17 protein-coding genes are annotated in these 19,641 nt (G+C 73.0%); 7 read left to right on the top strand and 10 right to left on the bottom strand.

Features of this window, described 5'->3' with window-relative positions; translation table 11 throughout:
• Positions 1-3: 3 nt before the first annotated feature.
• Positions 4-918 (top strand): NADP-dependent oxidoreductase, encoded by a 915-nt coding sequence (locus FB455_RS23475; RefSeq protein WP_145754977.1) that lies wholly within the window; start codon positions 4-6, stop codon positions 916-918.
• Here FB455_RS23475 and FB455_RS23480 read toward each other — a convergent pair whose 3' ends face one another.
• A complete protein-coding gene (locus FB455_RS23480) occupies positions 919-5,022 on the bottom strand; it encodes a trypsin-like serine protease (protein ID WP_145754978.1) in 4,104 nt (1,367 codons plus the stop codon).
• A 15-nt stretch (positions 5,023-5,037) separates the two neighbouring features.
• Positions 5,038-5,367, bottom strand: a complete 330-nt coding sequence (locus FB455_RS23485) for a CU044_2847 family protein (RefSeq protein WP_013283485.1) — start codon at positions 5,365-5,367, stop codon at positions 5,038-5,040.
• 181 nt (positions 5,368-5,548) lie between these two features.
• Here FB455_RS23485 and FB455_RS23490 point away from each other — a divergent pair, with 181 nt between their 5' ends.
• Together FB455_RS23490 and FB455_RS23495 are read left to right on the top strand one after the other, a co-directional pair.
• Positions 5,549-6,400: a hypothetical protein gene (locus FB455_RS23490; protein ID WP_262420719.1), complete on the top strand. Its 852-nt coding sequence runs from the start codon at positions 5,549-5,551 to the stop codon at positions 6,398-6,400.
• A complete protein-coding gene (locus FB455_RS23495; RefSeq protein ID WP_145754979.1) occupies positions 6,397-9,642 on the top strand; it encodes a helicase HerA domain-containing protein in 3,246 nt (1,081 codons plus the stop codon). Before FB455_RS23490 ends, FB455_RS23495 begins: the two co-directional genes overlap by 4 nt.
• Here the strand turns inward: FB455_RS23495 and FB455_RS23500 are convergent.
• The 5 genes from FB455_RS23500 to FB455_RS23520 all read right to left on the bottom strand — a co-directional run bounded on the left by FB455_RS23500 (position 9,635) and on the right by FB455_RS23520 (position 12,834).
• Positions 9,635-10,429, bottom strand: coding sequence for an ABC transporter permease (locus FB455_RS23500; RefSeq protein WP_013283482.1), 795 nt, complete (start codon positions 10,427-10,429; stop codon positions 9,635-9,637). The genes FB455_RS23495 and FB455_RS23500 overlap by 8 nt on opposite strands.
• Entirely contained in the window at positions 10,426-11,331 is a 906-nt protein-coding gene (locus FB455_RS23505) for an ABC transporter ATP-binding protein (protein ID WP_013283481.1), read from the bottom strand. The genes FB455_RS23500 and FB455_RS23505 overlap by 4 nt, the downstream gene beginning before the upstream one ends.
• The gene (locus tag FB455_RS23510; RefSeq protein WP_013283480.1) at positions 11,328-11,699 is read right to left on the bottom strand and encodes a hypothetical protein; all 372 of its coding nucleotides are present in this window, start codon (positions 11,697-11,699) and stop codon (positions 11,328-11,330) included. Before FB455_RS23510 ends, FB455_RS23505 begins: the two co-directional genes overlap by 4 nt.
• Positions 11,699-12,301 carry a helix-turn-helix domain-containing protein gene (locus FB455_RS23515; protein WP_244879709.1) on the bottom strand — a complete coding sequence of 201 codons (603 nt, stop codon included), beginning with the start codon at positions 12,299-12,301 and terminating at the stop codon, positions 11,699-11,701. Before FB455_RS23515 ends, FB455_RS23510 begins: the two co-directional genes overlap by 1 nt.
• A 71-nt stretch (positions 12,302-12,372) precedes the next feature.
• Positions 12,373-12,834, bottom strand: a complete 462-nt coding sequence (locus FB455_RS23520; RefSeq protein WP_013283478.1) for a MarR family winged helix-turn-helix transcriptional regulator — start codon at positions 12,832-12,834, stop codon at positions 12,373-12,375.
• Between the two features lie 94 nt (positions 12,835-12,928).
• Here FB455_RS23520 and FB455_RS23525 point away from each other — a divergent pair, with 94 nt between their 5' ends.
• The gene (locus FB455_RS23525; protein WP_145754980.1) at positions 12,929-14,020 is read left to right on the top strand and encodes an epoxide hydrolase family protein; all 1,092 of its coding nucleotides are present in this window, start codon (positions 12,929-12,931) and stop codon (positions 14,018-14,020) included.
• 9 nt (positions 14,021-14,029) lie between these two features.
• Here the strand turns inward: FB455_RS23525 and FB455_RS23530 are convergent, their stop codons facing one another.
• Positions 14,030-14,515, bottom strand: a complete 486-nt coding sequence (locus tag FB455_RS23530; RefSeq protein ID WP_013283476.1) for a carboxymuconolactone decarboxylase family protein — start codon at positions 14,513-14,515, stop codon at positions 14,030-14,032.
• A gap of 167 nt (positions 14,516-14,682) precedes the next feature.
• Here FB455_RS23530 and FB455_RS23535 point away from each other — a divergent pair, with 167 nt between their 5' ends.
• Entirely contained in the window at positions 14,683-15,564 is an 882-nt protein-coding gene (locus tag FB455_RS23535) for an RNA polymerase sigma-70 factor (RefSeq protein ID WP_145754981.1), read from the top strand.
• 56 nt (positions 15,565-15,620) lie between these two features.
• On the top strand, positions 15,621-15,914 hold the full coding sequence (locus tag FB455_RS23540; protein ID WP_047892875.1) for a hypothetical protein: 294 nt from the start codon (positions 15,621-15,623) through the stop codon (positions 15,912-15,914).
• Positions 15,915-15,920: 6 nt separating this feature from the next.
• Here the strand turns inward: FB455_RS23540 and FB455_RS23545 are convergent, their stop codons facing one another.
• The gene (locus FB455_RS23545) at positions 15,921-16,694 is read right to left on the bottom strand and encodes an SAM-dependent methyltransferase (protein WP_145754982.1); all 774 of its coding nucleotides are present in this window, start codon (positions 16,692-16,694) and stop codon (positions 15,921-15,923) included.
• A gap of 115 nt (positions 16,695-16,809) precedes the next feature.
• Between FB455_RS23545 and FB455_RS23550 the strand changes: the two genes are divergently transcribed.
• A complete protein-coding gene (locus FB455_RS23550) occupies positions 16,810-17,286 on the top strand; it encodes a hypothetical protein (protein WP_145754983.1) in 477 nt (158 codons plus the stop codon).
• On the opposite strand, the gene FB455_RS23555 is transcribed toward FB455_RS23550, so the two are convergent.
• Entirely contained in the window at positions 17,265-19,634 is a 2,370-nt protein-coding gene (locus FB455_RS23555; RefSeq protein WP_145754984.1) for a glycosyl hydrolase family 65 domain-containing protein, read from the bottom strand. The genes FB455_RS23550 and FB455_RS23555 overlap by 22 nt on opposite strands.
• Positions 19,635-19,641: the final 7 nt, after the last annotated feature.

Raw genomic sequence — 19,641 nt, forward strand, 5'->3', positions numbered from 1 at the left:
ATCATGGGTACGCGTACCTTCCGCGCCGCCGTCGTCCGCACTCCGGGCGGACCGGACACGATCGAGATCATCGACGTTCCGGAGCGCGAGCCGGGGCCCGGCGAGGTCCGGGTGGACGTCGCGGCGGCACCGGTCAACCCGGCCGACCTCGGGGTCGTCGGCGGCTTCTTCCACTCGCTGGGGCTCATCCACCAGCCGCACCACACCGGCCTGGGCTGGGACTTCGCCGGTGTCGTCGCCGCGGCCGGGCCGGGCGTCGACCTCGCCGTGGGCACCCGGGTCGCCGGGCTGGTCGGCGGGTTCGACCGCGACTTCGGCACGTACGCCGAGCAGCTCGTCGTAGCCGCGGCCGACGTCGCCGTCGTACCCGATGATCTGGATCTGGTGGCGGCGGCGACAGTGCCGCTCAACGGCCAGACCGCGGCGCAGATCGTCGACCTGCTCGGCGACCCTCCCGCCGACGGCCGGCTGCTCGTCACCGGCGCGGCCGGCGCGGTGGGCGGCTACGTCGTGCCGCTCGCCCGGGACCGGGGATGGCGGGTGACCGGCCTGGCGCGGGCCGGGGACGAGAAGTTCGTCCGCGGACTCGGGGCCGACTTCATCACGGCGGCCGAGCCGGGCTGGGACGCGGTCGCCGACGCCGCCGGATGGCAGGACCAGGGGCTCGCGCTGGTAGGCGACGGCGGCGTGTTCGTCGGCGTACGGCCGAACGCCCACCCGCCCGCCGAGCGCGGTGTCACGGTGCGCGCGGTCGAGGTGCACGCCGACGGGGCACGCCTGGCCGACCTGCTCGCCCGCACCGCAGCCGGCGAGTTGCCGGCGCGGGTGCACGCGGTCCTGCCGCTGGACCGGGTGGCGGACGCGCACCGGGCGGTGGCCGAGGGCGGGGTACGCGGACGCTACGTGCTGCGTCCCTGATCAGCAGCGCACCGCCACCCGAGCGACCGCACGGTCTGCGGCCTCGGGTGGCACGTCGCTCCGGCCGCCGACGTCCAACGCCAGCAACCCCTGGTCCAGGCCGACGAGCAACGTGCCGCCGACCGTGCAGCAGGTGAGCGCCGGGTGGTAGACGGGGATGGTATGCAACACCCGGCCGGTGGACGGATCCCAGATCCGTACCGTCCGGTCCCGGCTGGTCGAGGCGAGCAGATCCCGTCCGCCGACGCACACCAGGCTCAGCCCGGTGACGGCAGCCGTGTGGCCGGTGAACACGCCCACAGGCTCGCCCCACTCGGCGTCCCAAAGCCGGATCGTGTGGTCGGCGCTGGCCGACGCCAGCATCCGGCGACCCGCAACGACGAGCCCGCAGAGCGCGGTGACCGCGTCCTGGTGTCCCTGCCGGGTCCAGACCGGTGTGTCACCACCGCCCCACAGCATCACCGTGCCGCTCTTGTCGGCCGAGGCGAGCGCCTCCACACTGGGCCACCGGACCGTCGCGAGGGCGGTCACCCAGGCACGGGTGACGTGCCCGAGCAGGACCGCCCGCACGGTGCCGGTCTGCGGGTGCCAGAGCCGGATGGCCTGGTCGTCGCCGGCCGACGCGACAAGCGTCTCACCGCCGATGACGATCGGGCAGACCGCCGCCACCGGGGCGTGGTGCTCGGTCATCGACCCCATCTGCGCGCCGTGCCGCACACTCCACGTTCCGACCGTGTTGTCGTCCTGCGCGGTGACGAGCAATGGCTCCTCGACGTCGGCGACCGCGCACATCGCGTTGACCGGCCCGCCGGGTGTCGGAATCTCCCGCAACCGCTCGCCGGTGGCGGCGTCCCAGACGCCCACGCGCCCGTCGGCGCCGCCGGAGGCGACGAGACCCGGCCGCTCGCCGGGGACCGCGCAGAGGCTGTGCACGGGCCCGAGCCGGTCCCGCTCGGCGACCGTGTCCGGTCGGCCGCCCGCCGGATCCCACAGCCGCACAGTGCCGTCGTCACCCGCCGTCGCCAGCATCCGGTCCTTCGCCGTACGCAGCTCGCAGACCGCGCGGATCCAGCTCGCATGTCCCCGCAGGCTCGGCCGAATGGTCCAGGCCGAAACGTCCCAGATCCGGATGAGCCCGTCCTCACCTGTCGACACGAGCAGACAGCCCTCGTCGACCTCGACCGTGCAGAGATCCGTGACAGGCCCGCCGGTGGCGAGGATGTGGACGCATTCGCCGCTCTGCGGATCCCAGAGCCGGACCGTACCGTCGTAGCCGGCCGAGGCGAGCAACGTGCCGCCAGGCGCACGGACGGCGTAGAGGGTGGTCACCCAGCCGACGTGTCCGGTGAGAGTCAGCGCCGGGCGCGTGTCACATGTCGGCTCCCAGACCCGGACCACGCCGTCGAAACCGGTGGAGGCGAGCAGGTGCCGGCCGCCCGCCGGAACGTACGTCACAGCGGTCACCCAGCCCGAGTGGCCGGTCAACGCGTAGCGCTGCGTCCCGGTCACCGGATCCCAGATCCGGACCGTCCGATCGTCGCCGGCCGAGGCGAGCAGGTCGCCGTCCGGCAACGGGATGACGCAGATGTTGCGGACCCAGTCGTCGTGCCCGCGCAGTTCGTGCCGGCGCTGACCGGTTCGCGGATCCCACAGGCCGACGGTCCCGTCGTGACTGGCGGTGGCGATCAGCGTCTCGCCGGCGCCGGTACGGACGGCGCACAACCCGCGGATCGTGTCGCCGTGACAGGTGAAGACCGCCACGGCCTGGTTGGTCAACGGATCCCAGAGCCGGACCGTGCCGTCGTCACCGGCGGAGGCGAGCAACCACCGATCGTCCAGCTCGACGGCTGCCACGTCGTAGACGGCCTGCGAATGCCCGTCCAGCACACTGCGCTCCTGCCGGGGCGGGGTGTGCGCCCAGCGCGCGCGGTACGGCGCGGGGTCGGCCTCGATCCCGCTGCCCAGCCCGTCGAGTCGGTCGACCACCGAGAAGAGGGCGGCGCGTTCGGCCGGCGCCGCCGCGACCGCGAGCGGCGTGCGGTGCAGCAGCCGTACCCGTGATCGGGACAACGGTTCCAACGGTCTCTCCATGTCGACGACCGAGAGCAACCGCTCCAGGTGCGCGTGCAGGAGGTAGTCCTCGTCGGCGAGGAGCCGTTCCACGAGCCCGGCGCGGGAGGCGTGCTGCGGCAGGGAGCGCCGCAGGTAGTCGGGCACCGAGGCCCATCCCACCTCAGCAGCCAGGTCCGTCCAGGCCGCGACCAGCCGTCGCTGATCGTCCCGCCGCGATGCCCCGGCCAGCAACGCGTCGTTGAGGGCCTGGTGGAACAGGCGGTACGCGGGCTGGCTACCGCCGCCGGTCTCGACCAGGAAGTTCGCCGCCGACGTACGGGCGAACGCGAGGAGTTCGTCCTCGGTGACCGTACCGCCGAGCGCGGTCACCGCGATCCGCCAGAGCGACAGCGGCAGGCCCGGCGTCTCGGCGTACGCCAGGGCCGTGAGGGCGAGCCGGGCGGAGGCCGAGCCGGCAGCCGGCAGCCCGGCCAGGTAGGAGTCGAGCGCATGGGCCACTGTCGCGGTGAACGACACCGAGGCCGGGTCGACCGGCTCGATGTCGCGCAGCGCGTGTGCCCGGGCGACGAGACCGGCCACGAGGAAGTTCCCCTTCGCCAGCCCGGCGATGCGGCGGGCCAGCGGGGCGGCCGCCGCCGGGTCGGTGTACGGATTGCCCGGCCGTTCCGCGCCCAGCAGCCGCAGGGTCGCCAGGGCGTAGTTCATCAGATCGGCCTCGGCGAAGTACTCGGGCGTGTCCAGATCCACCAGCTCGACCGGATCACCGAAGCAGGAGATCAGGTCACCCCGGTCGTCGCCGCGCCGGGTGCCGACGACCACCCGGACGCCGTACCGGCCGCACTCCCGGGCCAGCGGTAGCAGGACGTCGTCGATGACCTGCCGCGCCTGACCGGGGGCGGCCGTCTCGTCCAGCGCGTCGATGACGAGCGCGAAACGAGCCGGACGACGCGCCAGCCGGTCCCGCACCGCCGGCATCAGGTCAGCCGGCGCACCGGGCAGTTCGACGGCGGCGGCCCGTGCGATCTCGACCGCCACCTCGAGCGCGGTCTTGCCCTTGGCGTGCACGGCGCAGGACACCGAGCCGACAGTGGCCCGCACGGCGTTGTCGCCGCCCGGCAGGCCGGCCCGGATCTGCTGGTCGGCCGTGGTCACGACACGGCCCAGGACGGCGGACTTACCGACCCCGGGTGAGCCCGTGACGATCAGCGGCCGGGTGGCGGGCGCCTCCCCGTCGATGAAGTCGACGATCCGCCGGAGCGCGGCCGTACGACCCCGGAACCGCGCGCCACCCTCGGTGTCCACGGCGACGCCCCGCGCTCGGGGCAGCCAGTGCCGGCCGGCCTCACCGTCGGTGCTCAACGTCCACCCCCAGGCCGAGAGGGCGGCGTCGTCGGCGTCCTCGACCCGCCAGGCCGACAACGCGCCCAACGTCATCGCCGGCACCTGTTCGTCGGCGTGGTGCAGGGTCACCGCCTGACCCTTGCCCTTGCCGTCGGCCGTGACGACGACGCCGACCACCGCCTCGTACTCCGGGGACCACAGGGCGCCCCCGCTGAACCCCTTGCTGAGCGGCCCGGAGGCGCCGCTGTCGATGGTGACGTGGCCGTACCCGCCGGTTTCGACGACGGAACCGGTCGCCTGGAGGCCACCGACCACTCCCGTCGGGAAGCCGTACGCCCAGAAGGGACGGTCGAGCAGCGGCTCGGGGGCGAGGCAGCGCAGCCGCGCCGGGGTGACGGTGGCCGGCACCGGCTCGACGAGTTCGAGCACGACCAGATCGACGTACGCCTCCCGCATGCCGTCGTGCCGGCACTGCCGGACCTTGCGCCGATCGAAGTAGGCGACCTTGGGTGCGCGTGGAAAGGCGACCATGAGATCAGGGCGGAGGGTGCCGTCGGTGGCGAACGCCACGTGGTGGCAGGTGAGCACCAGGTTGGTGGCGATCACGATGCCGGTGCCGAGCGCCGTGTGCGGGTCCGCCTCGCGGTGCAGAGCAACCGCCCACGAGCTCTCGTCCGGGGCCGCTGTCACGGGCCGACCCGGCCGTCAGCGCCGTGGGCCGGCACCGCGATCGGTGGGGCCGTCCGGCTGCCAGGCGAGCGTGACCTCGAAGTTCGCCTCTCCGGTCGCCTTCGCCACCACCCAGCTCGCCGTGCCGGTGGCCTTGATCCCGAAGCGCACCTCCACCGCGTCGGGAGAAACGGTCTTGACCTGTTCCAGCAATTCCCGGGCGGCGGCGACCGCCGGCGCCGCGGATTCGCGTACCCAGCCGGCGACATCGCCGAAGCCGGCGGGCTGGAAACCGGGCGTCGGCTCGACTTCGATCAAGGCAACCGTTTCGTCATCGACCTGGTAGCGGACCACCTCAGACTGCACGGTCACCTCCGTGACGTATTTCAGGAGAACAGGCAGGAGGGCTCGCGGCGGAGCAGAACTCCGGCCCTCTCACCGGTCTGCCATGCTGCCCGCTGTCCTTGTCACTTCGCAATGGTCGGGACGGCGAACCGCGCCGAAGCCGCCGAACAGGCGTCTCAATCGAGCCGCCCACGCAGGACCGTTGGAGATCCACTACGCGGCCCTGTCGGCTTTCGTCAGCGAGATCGGTGACCTTGCGCGAGTCCGGCACCGTCGGCAGAATCGGCCCGTGCGCCGGGGCCAGCCCTCGTTGCCCACCTCGATCATGGCCACCCCTTCCGAGCCTTCGATCACACCGTCGACGCGGTGGGAGCTCGTGCCGCAGAGGAGCATCCGCATGCCGGAAAAGGAACTGACCCTCGTCGACCGGTGCATTCTTGTCACGCTGATGGTGAAGGCGGCGCCTTTGCCGCAGACCTACTTCACCAATGTCGCCGGAATCGGGCTGAAGGCGGATCACCGCCGTCGACTTCAGTCACTCGGCCTGATCGAGGTTACGGAGAAGCCCATCACCCTGGCGCTCACCGACAGAGGATGGGATCGGGCCACGGAGGAGCTGGGCGCGGAGCCACCCAAGGGTGCCGGTACCGCCGGCGGCACGCTCTACGTGGCGCTCGACTTCCTGCGCCGGCTGATCGACCACTCCGGGACCCGCGCCGACGACCTCTTCCGGATGCAGATCAACCGGAGCGAGGTCGTCGCGCCGCCGGTGACGTCGTCGGGGGCACCAGCCGTCGACGCGGTCGCGCTGATCCGGCAGGCGTACCACGAGCTGGCCGCCAAGCCCGGTGACTACGTGATGCTGGCCGACCTTCGCGGCGCTCTCACCGACCTGTCCCGCCCCGAGTTCGACGCCGCACTCATGACGCTCAATCGGGAGCGTGGCGTACACCTGGTGCCCGAGTCCAACCAGAAGGTCCTCAAGCCGCAGGAGCGGGCGGCGGCGGTGACCATCGGCAACCAGGACAAGCATCTGGTCGCCATCTCGTCATGATCGGTGACGAGCAACGCCGTGCCCTCGCAGCGCTGAGGTTCAACTGGGCTCCGACCCCGGACGACGTCTGGAAACCCACGCCGTTCCACGTGGAGGGCCTGCACCACGACGTCGTCACGACGGTCCTGGACAGCTTCGCGGAGGCTCAGGCCAGCACCGACTCCAGTCCGGTGGGGGTGGCCATCCTCGGCCAGCGCGGCACCGGCAAGACCCACCTCATCGGCACGGTCCGCCAGCAGGTGCAGGCACGCGGCGGGTTCTTCTTCCTGGTCGAGCTGCTCGAGGCCCGGACGTTCTGGCAACGCACCGCGATCTCGATGCTGGAGGGCCTTGTCCGGCCGATGCCGGACGAGACGACCCAGCTGCGGACGTTCCTGCGCCGGCTGGCCGACGAGGTGGGGGCGCCTCGGACGGTACGGCGCGCGGTCGCCGGCGAGACCGAACTCAGCCGGTCGACGCTCGACGCGTTCGCCGACCTGATCCGCAAGAAGGACCGCCAGATCGGCACGGAGTGCCAGGACACCGCGCGGGCCCTGGTGCTCTACGCGGCCGAGCAGTCCGCGGTGCAGGACATCGGCTACGACTTTCTGTCCTCGATGGACGAGGAGGAGCCCGGCCAACGGGCCGGGTGGGGGCTGCGGCGCAACCGACGGGCTCCCCAGGAGGTGGTCCGGGACATCTCCCGGCTGCTCGCCGTCGTCGGCCCGACCGTGATCGCGGTGGACCAGATCGACCTGATGATCGCCCAGTCCGTGAAGGCCACGAACCAGGACGCCCGGGGCGAGGCGGACTGGCAGACGTCGCTCCTGCTCGAACAGGTCGCCAGCGGCCTGATGGCGCTGCGCGAGACCACTCGCCGGACCCTGTCCGTCGTCTCGTGCCTGCCGCAGACGTGGCGCAGCATCCAGCAGCAGGCGACGGACACCGTCCAGGACCGGTTCCGGGAAGCCGCCCCGCTCAAGGAGATCCCGTCCGTCGAGGTGGGTCGCGAGCTGGTCGAGAAGCGGTTCGCGGTGCTCTTCGAGGGCCTCGGGTTCACACCGCCCCACCCCACCTGGCCAGTCCACCCGGACGCGTTCCAGGAAGTAGTCGGCTTCACCCCCCGTGAGCTGCTGCGACGGATCGACGCACACGTCCGGGCCTGTCTGGCCGACGGTGAGGCGCGGGAACTGCGGCACCTGCTGCACACGACCGGCGATCGCGCCGCCGACGGGCTCGCCCACGCCCCGGTCACCGGGCCGCCGCCGGAAGACCGGACGAACGGATTCGGCAAGATCGACGCCCGGTATGCGGAGCTGGTCGCCGCCGCCGACACCACCTCCGCCCTGTCCCCGCAGTCGGAGGACGCCCGCGTCCCGCGCCTGCTCGAAGCCGGCCTGACCGCGTGGATCGCCGCGCAGGGCACGGCCGTCGACGCGTTCAGCCTCGACCCGATCCCCGCCGGCACCAAGCCGGCGCTGCACGCCCGGCTACGGCACAGCCTGAGCGAGGACAGCGAGGACGAGGAGCACTGGTCGTTCCGGGCGATCTCCGCGCCGCACCACATCGCCGTGCTCAACCGGATCCGCAACGCGATCACGACCGCCGGGCTCACCGAGGGGGTCGCCAAACGCCGGCTCTTCCTGCTGCGAAGCGCGGAGTGGTCGGCCGGTGCCCGTACCCGCGAGGTGCTTGACGCGTTCGAGCGGGCCGGCGGCCGGCGACTTCCCCTGAACGCGCCGGACGTCGCCCGGCTGGCCGCGCTCGAACAACTCATCCAGGACTACGGGCGGGAGACGCTGCGGCCGTGGTTCGCCGATCGCCGGCCGGCGTCCGACATCACCTGCCTGCGGGAGGCGCTGGGCGACCGGCCGGGCGAGCCGGCAGCCGTCCGGGCCGAAGAGGGACCGGAGGAGGCGCCGGACCGGCCCTCGGTCGGGAAGCCACCGCCGGTCACCGCCGCACCGCGCTCTGCCGATCCCGTCCCGGTGCCGCCGGTGGTCGCTCCCCTGCCGCCGGTTGCGGGCATCGACCCGGAGCGGATGGAGATCGGAACTGTCACCGGACGGCCCGACCCGGTCGGCATCGACCTGGAGGCGCTGCGTCGACACACAGTCATCTTCGCCGGCTCCGGGTCCGGCAAGACCGTCCTGATCCGCCGCCTGGTCGAGGAGTGCGCCCTGCGCGGCGTGTCGGCCATCGTGCTCGACCCCAACAACGACCTGGCCCGGCTCGGCGAGGACTGGCCCGCGCCGCCGCCGGGCTGGGGCGCCGACGACGCCCGCCGCGCGGCGGAATACCTGGCCGGCACCGACGTGGTCGTCTGGACCCCGGGACGGCAGGCCGGCCGGCCGTTGAGCTTCCAGCCGCTGCCGGCCTTCGCCGACGTGCTCGACGACCCGGACGGATTCACCTCGGCCGTCAACGCCGCCGTCGCCACGCTCGCCCCACACGCCCGGGTGGACGGCGGCACCGACAAGGCCCGGCTCGGCCGGGCCGTGCTGCGCGAGGCGCTGATCGGCTACGCGCGCAGCGGCGAGAGTGACCTGCGTGAGTTCACCGACGTCCTCAATGACCTACCGGACGGGGTGAGTCAGCTCGAAAGCGCGCCCAAACTGGCCGCCGGCATGGCACAGCTGCTCAAGGCCGCCCTGATCAACGATCCGCTCCTGGGCGGCGTCGGAACCCCTGTCGACCCGGGCGAACTGCTCACCCCGCCACCCGGTCGCCGTGCCCGGGTCTCGGTGATCAACCTCGCCGGCCTGCCCGAGGAGAATCAGCGGCAGAGCTTCGTCAACCAGTTGCAACTCGCCCTGTTCACCTGGATCAAGCGCCATCCGGCCGGGGACCGGCCACTCGGTGGACTCTTCGTCATGGACGAGGCGCAGACGTTGGCTCCGTCCGGCGCCGTCACCGCCTGCACCCAGAGCACGCTCGCGCTGACCTCGCAGGCCCGCAAGTACGGGCTGGGGCTGGTCTTCGCCACCCAGGCGCCGAAGGCGTTGCACAACCAGATCCCCGGCAACGCCGCCACGCAGTTCTTCGGCCTTCTCACCGTGCCGGTGCAGATCGAGGCGGCCCGGGATGTGGCCAGGGCGAAGGGTACCGACGTCCCGGACATCGGCAAACTGCGTACCGGCCAGTTCTACGCCGCGGTGGAGGGTGCCCGGTTCGTCAAGATGCAGGCGCCGATGTGCCTGACCCACCACCCCCGCAGCCCGCTGACCGCCGAGGAGATCGTCCGGCTCGCGACGCTCAGGTGATGTCGCGGCGCATCGGGACGACAACGGCGATCGCGGCGGCGGCGATCGCGTACCCGGTCAGCAGCAGCGCGCCGGCCGCCGGTGGCAGGAGCGCGACGGCGTCGCTGCCGAGCTGCGCGGACATCGCGTCGGCGACGTACGTGAAGTCGGTGAGTGCGGCGGTGGCGCCGCCGGGCAGGAGCGGGTAGAGCGCGTTGACGCCGGGGATCATCATCAGTACGGGCTCGGCCAGGTACAGGTAGCCGACCACGACGCACACGGCCGCGACCTGGTTGCGGAGCAGCGCGCCCACGCCGGTGCCGACGAGCAGGTACACCGCCATCGCGACGCCGATGCGGGCGAGCAGCGCCAGCACTGTGGGAGCGGGCAGGCCCAGCGACACGCCACGCGCGGCGGCGACTGTGAACAGGGCCACCGCGGCGGAGCCGGCCAGGGCGATCCCGTAGCCGAGGCCGACGATCGCGTGGGTGGCGAGTTTGGCGGCGAGCACCCGCCCTCGGCGCGGCGCGAACATGAACGTGACGGCGGCGGTGCCGTGCCGGTACTCGGACGTGGCCGCGAGGGCCCCGGCGGCGGCCGGCACGAAGGCGGTGAAACCGAGGATGCCGAGGATCGACCGCAGGCCCTCCTCGGTGTGCAGGCCGGGCATCGGCGGGTCGAAGTTCTCCGGTCCGACGAGCGCCATGAGCCCGACCAGGCCGCCGCCGAGCGCGAGGGCGGCGAGCAGCAGCCCGGTACACATGCGGGTGGCCAGGATCCGGCGTAGTTCCGCTCTGATCAGGTTCATCGGGCCTCCGCCGTATCGGTGGTCAGGTCGAGGAAGAGCTGTTCGAGGCTCGTGGTCTCGGTGACCAGCTCGTGGATCCGCAGCCGGTGGTCCGCGGCCAGGTCGGCGACGCGCGGCGCGTCCAGTCCGCGTACCCGCAGTCGGCCGGGCCCGGCCGGTTCGACGGACCCGGCGCCCGCCGTCAGGGCGGCGGCCAGGTCGGTGGCGTCCGGCGAGGTGACGAGCACCGTGGGTGGGCCGGTGAGCCGGGACCACGGCCCGGCGGCGACGAGTTCACCGCGCCGGATCACCACCACGTCGTCCACCACCTGCTGGACCTCGTGCAGGACGTGGCTGGAGACGAGCACGGTGCGGCCCTCGTCGGCGAGCCGGCGCAGCAGGCCGCGCAGCCACGACATGCCTTCCGGGTCCAGGCCGTTCGACGGTTCGTCGAGCAGCAGGACGCGGGGGTCGCCGAGCAGCGCCGTGGCGAGGCTGAGCCGCTGCCGCATGCCGGTGGAGAATTCCCGGGTACGACGGTCGGCGGCCTGCGCGAGGCCCAGCAGATCCAGCAGTTCCGCGACGCGACCGTCCGGGCAGCCGGCCATCGCGGCGTAGACGCCCAGGTGGTCACGGGCGGTGTGGCCGGGGTGAAACGCGTTGCCGTCGAACACCGCGCCGACGGTCCGCGACGGCTGGGCCAGCCGGCCGTACGGCTGCCCGCCGATCGTGGCGGCGCCGCTGGTCGGCGTCACCAGTCCGGTCAGCATGCGCATCGTGGTGGTCTTGCCGGCGCCGTTCGGGCCGAGAAAGCCGGTGACCGCGCCGGGTCGTACGGTGAACGTCAGGTCGCGGACGGCGGTGACGTCGCCGTAGCGCTTGGTCAGGCCCGACGCCTCGATCGCCAGCCGGTCGCCGGTCATGGCCGGCTCCCCGTCGCACGCCCGATCGTTTCGGCGAGGCGCGACGCGGCCGGGTCGGAGACGACGACCTCGTCGAACTCCCCGCCGGCCGCCGCGCGGTCCAGCACCAGGTGCAGACCGGGCTTACCGCGCCGGGCCGCCACGAGCTGCCGGGGACCGCCGAAGATGCCCCAGACGCCGACCTTGGCGAAGCCGGACACCGCGTACCCACGCCGGGCGCCACGGGCCAGCCGGATCGGCTCGTCCACCGGGGCGGCGTGCCGCACGGCGGCCAGGCGCAGCGTGAACCGCTCCCGGCCGACCCACATTCGTTCCCATCCGGTGAACCGGATGTCGATCACGTCGCGGTCAAGCGTTACCGATGCCATCAGTCGTCGCCCTTCGTCGTGTCGGAGTCGTGCGCTGATGTGTGCGTGTCGCCGGGGGCCGCCTGGCGGTCGGCGGGCATCAGGATGGTCGCCAGCAGCCGGGGGATCCGTCCGTCGCCGGGCCCTCTGGCGAGCAACGGGCCGACCAGCGCGTTGAGCCCGGCCGCGAACTCGTGCAGCTCGGCGTCGGTCAGGTGCAGGACGAGCTGCTGGTATCCGACGCCGTCGGCGACGAAGTCGACGGAGTCCCTCGCCAGGTAGCGGGAGAACTCGGACAGCAGGCTCGACACGAACGCGGTGAAGTAGCGCGCGTGGTCCTCCGGCGTCGCCGTCGCCAGTGCTGCGGGGTCCAGCGCCGCGCCGTGCGCGGGCAGTGCGTACACCCGCTCGACGGCCCCGCGGACCTTGCGCTCCTGCACCACGTCGAGCATCCCGGTCTTCACGAGCGTCGCCAGGTGCCGGTAGAGGGTGGCCTGCGGGACGTCGGGCAGCAGCTCGACCAGGTCGTGCGTGGTCACCCGGGCACCGGCGACCGCGCGCAGGATGCGGATCCGCACCGGGTGCAGCGCGATCTCCGCCCACCGCTCCATCGACGTCGTCACGCCACAGACGTTATCACTATCGAGAACGATAATGGTAGGGCGTGCCCGAGAACCGCGCCGGAAGGCGGCGGTCAGGCGGGCGGGCGGGTGTGGTGGGCCAGCACTCGCGACAGGAGCCGGGTCAGGTCCGCGCGCTCGTCCGGCGACAGCGGCGCGAGCAGGTCGTCCTGGACGGCGGCGAGCCGCTTCTCCAGCCGCCGCAACTGCCGCCGCCCGGCTGCGGTGATGGTGACGACGTTGCGCCGCCGGTCGGCCGGGTCCGGGCTGCGGGTGACGAACTCCCGCTCGGCGAGTTCGTTGAGCGCCGCCACCACGTCACTGACGTGGATGCCGCTGCGCCGGCCGAGCGCCGCCTGACTGGCCGGCCCGAACTCGTCGAGCGTGGCGAGCAGCCGGAAGTGGTAACCCCGCGCGTCGACAGCGGCGAGGCCGTCGGCGACCAGCCGCCCGGCGCGTACGGCGGTCCGGGTGATGAGCCAGCTCGGCAGGCCGGCCAGGCGGGTCGGTACGAGGTCCGGCTCCGGGTTGTCCACGAACCCAGCCTAACCGAAACCGTTGGCGCCCCCAACGATCTGCGATACCGTTGGTCGCGCCAACGTTAGTGTGACCAACGATCGGAGAGCGACAGTGATCGAGCCGTTCCGCGTCCACGTCCCCCAGGCCGACCTCGACGACCTGGCCGACCGCCTGGCCCGCACCCGCTGGCCCGACGAACTGCCGGACGCCGGGTGGGACTACGGCATCCCGCTGACCCGGGTACGCGAGCTGGCCGAGCACTGGCGCACCGCCTACGACTGGCGGGAGGCCGAGGCCGAGCTGAACCGGTATCCACAGTTCACCACCACAATCGACGGGCAGAACATCCACTTCCTGCACGTACGCTCCGCCGACCCGGACGCGCTGCCGCTGATCCTCACCCACGGCTGGCCCGGCTCGGTCGTGGAGTTCCTCGACGTGATCGGCCCGCTGTCCGAACAGTTCCACCTGGTCGTGCCGTCGATCCCCGGGTTCGGCTTCTCCGGCCCGACCCGGGAGCGCGGCTGGGACGTCGACCGCGTCGCCCGCGCCTGGGCCGAGCTGATGCGCCGGCTCGGCTACCGGCGGTACGGCGCACAGGGCGGCGACTGGGGTTCGGTCATCTCCACCCGGCTCGGCGGCATCGACCCGGAGCACGTCGTCGGCGTCCACCTCAACTACCTGCCCACGCCCCCGCCACCCGGCTGGACCGGGGAAGCCGGACTATCAGGCGAGGACCGGGACCGGCTCGACCGGATCAGGCGGCTCAAGACGCAACGGCACCCTCATCAGGTGCTCTATGCCAGCCGGCCGCAGACCGTGTCGTACGCGCTCAACGACTCACCCGTCGGGCAGCTCGCGTGGATCGCGGAGAAGTTCACCGAGTGGACCGACCCGGGATCGGCCGTCAGCGTGGACCGCGTCCTCACCGACGTCTCGGTCTACTGGTTCACCGGCACTGCCGCCTCGTCCGCGCGGCTGGTGCGGGAGAGCGCGTTCGGTGGCCCGCCCGCGCCCTGCCCGCCCCCGCTCGGGGTCGCCGTGTTCGCGCACGACATCACCCGGTCCGTGCGGCCGATCGCCGAACTGACGTACACGATCCGGCAATGGAGCGAGTTCGACCGGGGTGGTCACTTCGCCGCGCTGGAGGTGCCGGAGCTGTTCGTCGACGACGTCCGGTCCTTCTTCTGGAACCTGCGGTGACGGCGGCGCTCAGCCCATGGCCGCCGCGAACATCCCAGGCTCGTACGAGCCGCCGCGCTGGTGCACGAGCACCGCGAACCGGTTCGCCGCGTTGATCAGCCCGAGCAGGCAGACCAGCGCGGCGATCTGGTCGTCGTCGTAGTGCTTGCGCACCTGCTCCCACGTCTCGTCGGACACGCCCTGGTGGGCGTCGGCGAGCCGGGTGCCCTCCTCGGCGAACGCCAGCGCCGCGCACTCGGCCTCGGTGAACACAGTCGACTCGCGCCAGGCGGCGACCAGGTTCAGCCGGACCGCGCTCTCGCCCCCGGCCACCGCCTCCTTGGTGTGCATGTCGATGCACCAGCCGCAGCCGTTGATCTGGCTGGCCCGCAGCGACACCAGCTCCTGGACGGTGCGGGGCAGCGACGACTGGTGGATCATCAGGCCCGCACCGGCGAAGCGCTTCATGAACGTCGCCGAGACCGGGTTCTCGAACAGGTTGAATCGGGTCTGCATGGTTGCGCCCTCTCTGCTGGGGTGGACGTCGGACGAACACGAGATGCCGGGGACCGCCCCGGCGTGACGGCGGCACCGGGTGAGGACCACCACAGCGACCGGCTGTCACACGGCGACAGCGGCCGGCGTCTGGTGGGGAACGCAACCGAGCAGCGAAGGAGCCAGTCATGGCGGACCGCGCCACCGAGGACTTCCTCGCGCACCGGAACCTGCTCCTCACCGTCGCGTACGAGATGCTCGGCTCGGCGGCCGACGCGGAGGACGTGGTGCAGGAGACCTGGCTGCGCTGGGCCGGCGTCGACCTGGAGGCGGTCCGGGACCGGCGCGCCTACCTGGTCCGGATCGCCACCCGGCAGGCGTTGTCCCGGCTGCGCACGCTGGGGCGGCGCAAGGAGTCGTACGTCGGCTCGTGGCTGCCCGAACCGCTGCTCACCGCGCCCGACGTCGCAGACGACGTGACGCTTGCGGAGAGCGTGTCGATGGCGATGCTGCTGGTGCTGGAGACGCTCACGCCGACCGAGCGGGCCGTGTTCGTCCTGCGGGAGGTGTTCGACGTCGGCTACGACGAGATCGCCGAGACGGTCGAGCGGACCCCGGTCGCCGTGCGGCAGATCGCGCACCGGGCGCGGGCCCACGTCGCGGCGCGCCGCCCCCGGCGTACCGTCCCGGCGGCCGAGGCCCGCGACGCGCTCGACGCGTTCCGGCGGGCGGTCGAGACCGGCGACCTGGACGGGCTGCTCCGCGTCCTGGCCGCGGACGCCGTGCTGGTCGGCGACGGCGGCGGGATCAAGCAGGCGATCGCCCGCCCGGTCACCGGCGGCGACAAGGTGGCCCGCCTGCTCGCGGGCGGCTGGCGCCGGATCGCCGCCGTGGCGTCGATGGAACCGGTGCAGGTCAACGGCTACCCGGCGCTGCTGGTACGCCTCGACGGCGAGCTGGACACGGTGGTCGCGGTACGCCTCGACGACGGCCGGATCAGCGGCCTCTACGCGGTGCGCAACCCGGAGAAGCTGTCCCACATGACCCGCGAGACGACGCTGCGCCGGTGACCGGCGGAAAGGCACGGCGGGAGGGCACAGCGGGCGGACCGTGCGACGATCGCCGGATGAGCAGCGCCGCCTCCCCCGACGTCAGCGCCCTCGCCATCAACGTCACAGTGCCGGAGGAGTTGCGCTGGACCGACACCCGGCGCGGCGAGGAGTTCACGCTGACCACGCTCAACATCCGGCTGCTGCCGGACGGGCGCCTCGCCGCGAAGGCGTACGGCCGGCCCACTGCCGGTGGACGCGGCGCGTACGTGTCGTTCCGGGTGCCCGACCGGCCGGAGCTGGCCGCGCTCGTGGCCGCGGCGGCCGACCGCGCCGCCGCGCTCTGGGCCGCGCACGGCGGCCTGGACTGACCGCGCTCAGCGGCGGACGCCCACCCCGCCGTAGCCGTGCGACACCGCCGCCTGCGGCTCGCCGTCGGGCCGCCAGTCCGCCACCTTGACCAGGCCCGGCTCGACCAGTTCGTACCCGTCGAGGAACCGGGCCACCTCGTCGCGGGTGCGGGGCACGAGCGGGGAACTGCTGCGGCGGTAGATCGCTGTGCCCTGCTCGGTGGGCAGCGTCGGCAGGCCGTCCAGGGTGAGGTGGGACAGCGCGAGCACGCTGCCCGGGACTGTCGCGTCGCGCAGCGTCGCCACCGCCGCGTACGGGTCGTCGGCGTCCGGCACGAAGTGCAGCACCGCGAGCAGCAGCACCGCCACCGGCTCGCTCAGGTCGATGGTGTCCCGCAGCGTCGGGTCGGCCAGCAGGTCGCCGGGACGCCGCAGGTCGCCCTGGAGCACGACGGTGCGGCCGTCGGCAGGCAGCAACCGCCGGGCGTACGCGACGGCGACCTCGTCGTGGTCGACGTAGACCACCCGGGCGTCGGGGCGTACGGCGCGGACCACCTCGTGCACGTTGCCCTGGGTGGGCAGGCCGGCGCCGATGTCGAGGAACTGGCGTACGCCCTGCCCGGCCGCCCAGCGCACGACCCGGCGCAGGAACGCGCGGTTGCTCTGCGCGGCGACGCCGGTGTCCGGGAAGATCTTCAGGACCTCCTCGGCGGCGGCGCGGTCGGCCGCGAAGTTGTGGCAGCCGCCGAGGTAGTAGTCGTACATCCGGGCGACATTGGGTCGGTTCTCAGCCTCCGTCACGCCTCGATGTGTAGCACTCTGGGCGACACACCGCTGACCCGTCGTGTCGGTGGTCCGGCCGATCCCGCCGTCCACCTGGTACGACGGTGGGACACGCCGGCGCGAGGAGGTACCGATGACAGGTGGACGGGAGACAGTGGAGGTCGAGCCGGTGGTGTTCCGCGCCGTCTACGACTCGCCCGCGTCGCTGCCCGGGCGGCACCGGTGGACCACCCCGGAGGCGGACGTGCGACGGCTGGAGAAGCTGCTGAACATGCCGGCGCGCAGCATCGGCGCGCCGCTGTGGGTCAGCGGCGACGAGCCGGACTGCCCGAAGTGCGAGCGGCGGGTCACCTGGTACGACATCGTCGCGTCCGCGCTGCACGGCGTACACGACCACACGATGATCGCGCGGGTGATCCTCGGCGAGCGCAAGTACGTGAACACGGAGGTGCCGGACGCGATCCCGGGTGTCCACTGTGCCGACTGCCGCACCCCGATCACCGGGCTGCGCAGCTTCAAGTGCCACAACTGGGCGTACGCGTTCGAGGCGCTGGAGGAGGTCGTCGCCCGGATGTCCGGCCTGCCGGCTCAGTCGCCGCCCGCCTCCTGAGCGCGCCGTTCCGGACGGCGGCCGGGCGGGGCCTCCGGCTCGGGACCGGGGTCGGGCACCGGCGGCATCGGCCGGGTGACCGGCCCGTCGCCGGTGACGCGGAGCTGTTCGCCGTGGTGCCACAGCTCCACCGCGTCACCAGGCCCGGCGTCCGGCAGCTCGTAGCGGGCCTCCTGCGGCGTGAGCGTGACCCGCAGCCGGTGCCCGTGCCGGCGCAGGTGGAACGCGAGCCGGGTGATCGGCCGGGGTAGCCGCGGCTCGAATGCGAGCACGCCCCGGTCGTCGCGCAGCCCGCCGAAGCCCTGCGCCACCACCAGCCAGGCGCCGGCCAGGGACGCCAGGTGCAGCCCGTCGGCGGTCTTGTCGCCCAGGTCGGCGAGGTCCTGGAACGCCGTCTCGGCGAACAGGTCGTACGCCAGGTCGAGATGCCCGACCTCGGCGGCGAGGATCGCCTGCGCGGACGCCGACAGCGACGAGTCCCGGACGGTCCGCGCCTCGTAGTAGGCGACGTTGCGCGTCTTCTCCTCGGCGGTGAACTCCCCCGGGCAGCGCAGCATGGCCAGCACCAGGTCGGCCTGCTTGACCACCTGCTTGCGGTACAGCTCCTGGTAGGGGAAGTGCAGCAGCAGCGGGTAGTCGTCCTCGCCGGTGCCGGCGAAGTCCCACTCCGGCTGCGCGGTGAATCCGGCCGACTGCTCGTGTACACCGCGCTTGCCGTCGTACGGGACGAACATGGCGTCGGCGGCGGCCCGCCAGCCGGCCACCTCGGCGGCGTCGACGCCGAGCCGCGCGGCCACCTCCGGGCAGTCCTGCGCGGCGTCGGCGGCGCCGCGCAGGTTCCGCCGGGCCATCACGTTGGTGAAGACGTTGTCGTCGACGAGCGCGGAGTACTCGTCCGGGCCGGTGACGCCGGTCAGGTGGAACGCGCCGCCGTCGTCGAAGTGGCCGTAGCCGTGCCACAGCCGGGCGGTCTCGATCAGCATCTCGGCGCCGCACTCGGCGAGGAACGCGGTGTCGCCGGTGGCCGCGACGTACCGCAGCACCGCGTCGGCGATGTCGGCGTTGACGTGCAGGCCCGCGCTGCCCGCAGGCCAGTAGCCGGAGCACTCCCGGCCGCTGAGCGTCCGCCACGGGTAGGTGGCGCCGGTCAGGCGCAGCTCGGCCGCACGCTCGCGGGCCTCGGGCAGGTGGGCGTGCCGCCAGCGCAGCGCCGAGCGGGCCAGCTCCGGCGCCAGGTACGTCAGCACCGGCAACACGTAGCCCTCGGTGTCCCAGAGCACGTGCCCGTCGTAGCCGTTTCCGGTCAGCCCCTTCGCCGGGATGGTCCGGTCGCCGTCGGCGCGGCCGGACTGGAGCAGGTGGAACACCGAGAACCGGACCGCGAGCTGCAACTCCGGGTCGCCGTCCAGCTCGACGTCGGCGGTGGCCCACGCCGCGTCGAGCGCGGCGCGCTGCTCGGCGAGCAGGGCGTCGAACCCGTCGTCGCGGGCCGTGTCCGCCTCCGCGACGACCAGGTCGGCCAGCTCACCGGCCGGGGTGCCGTCGACGTCCGCGCACTCGTACGCGGCGAACCGGGTGACCCGGATCCGCTCGCCGGGGCGTACCGGACCGGACAGCGCCAGCCGGAACCGGTCGGCGGTGAGCTCGGTGTCGGTGGCGATCTCGTCGGGCGCCTCGACCCGGTGCGCGACGGCGACGGCGACCCGCTGGCCGCTGCGCCCGGTCCGGTGCACGAGCACACCGTCGAGGCCGTCGTCGCGGCCGATCTCGCCGGTGAGCGGGTCGTGGATCACCGAGGCGGCCCGGGGGTCGTCGGCGCGTTCCGGCACCCGCTGGTTGGCGAGCAGGTCGGCGCCGACCCGCAGCCGGACCGGCTCGTCCAGCGGTTCGACAGCCCAGTCGACGGCGGCGACCGGACGGCGGGTCAGCGAGACCAGGCGGGTGCTGCGGATCCGCACACCCCGGCCACCCGGCGAGACCCACTCGGTCTCCCGCCGGACCACCCCGGCGCGCAGGTCCAGCTCCTGGTGGTGCCGCCGGATCGTGCCGGTGCCCAGGTCCAGCGGCTCGTCGTCGACCCAGAGCCGGATCAGGGCGGCGTTCGGCGCGCTGATCACGGTGTCGCTGCGTTCCGGGAACCCGTACCCGCTCTCCGGGTAGGTCAGCTCGTGCTGCTCGTGGAACCCGTTGAGGTAGCTGCCGGGCATGCCGCAGGGCTCGCCCTCGTCGAGCGTCCCGCGCCAGCCCACCCAGCCGTTGGCGAGCGCGAAGACGGACTCGGTCTCGCCCAGCCGGTCCAGGTCCGCGCTCGTGCGCCGGATCCGCCAACCGTCGTCGCCGTGCGGCACGTGCCCT

The organism is Micromonospora sp. CNZ296 (genome assembly GCF_007827635.1).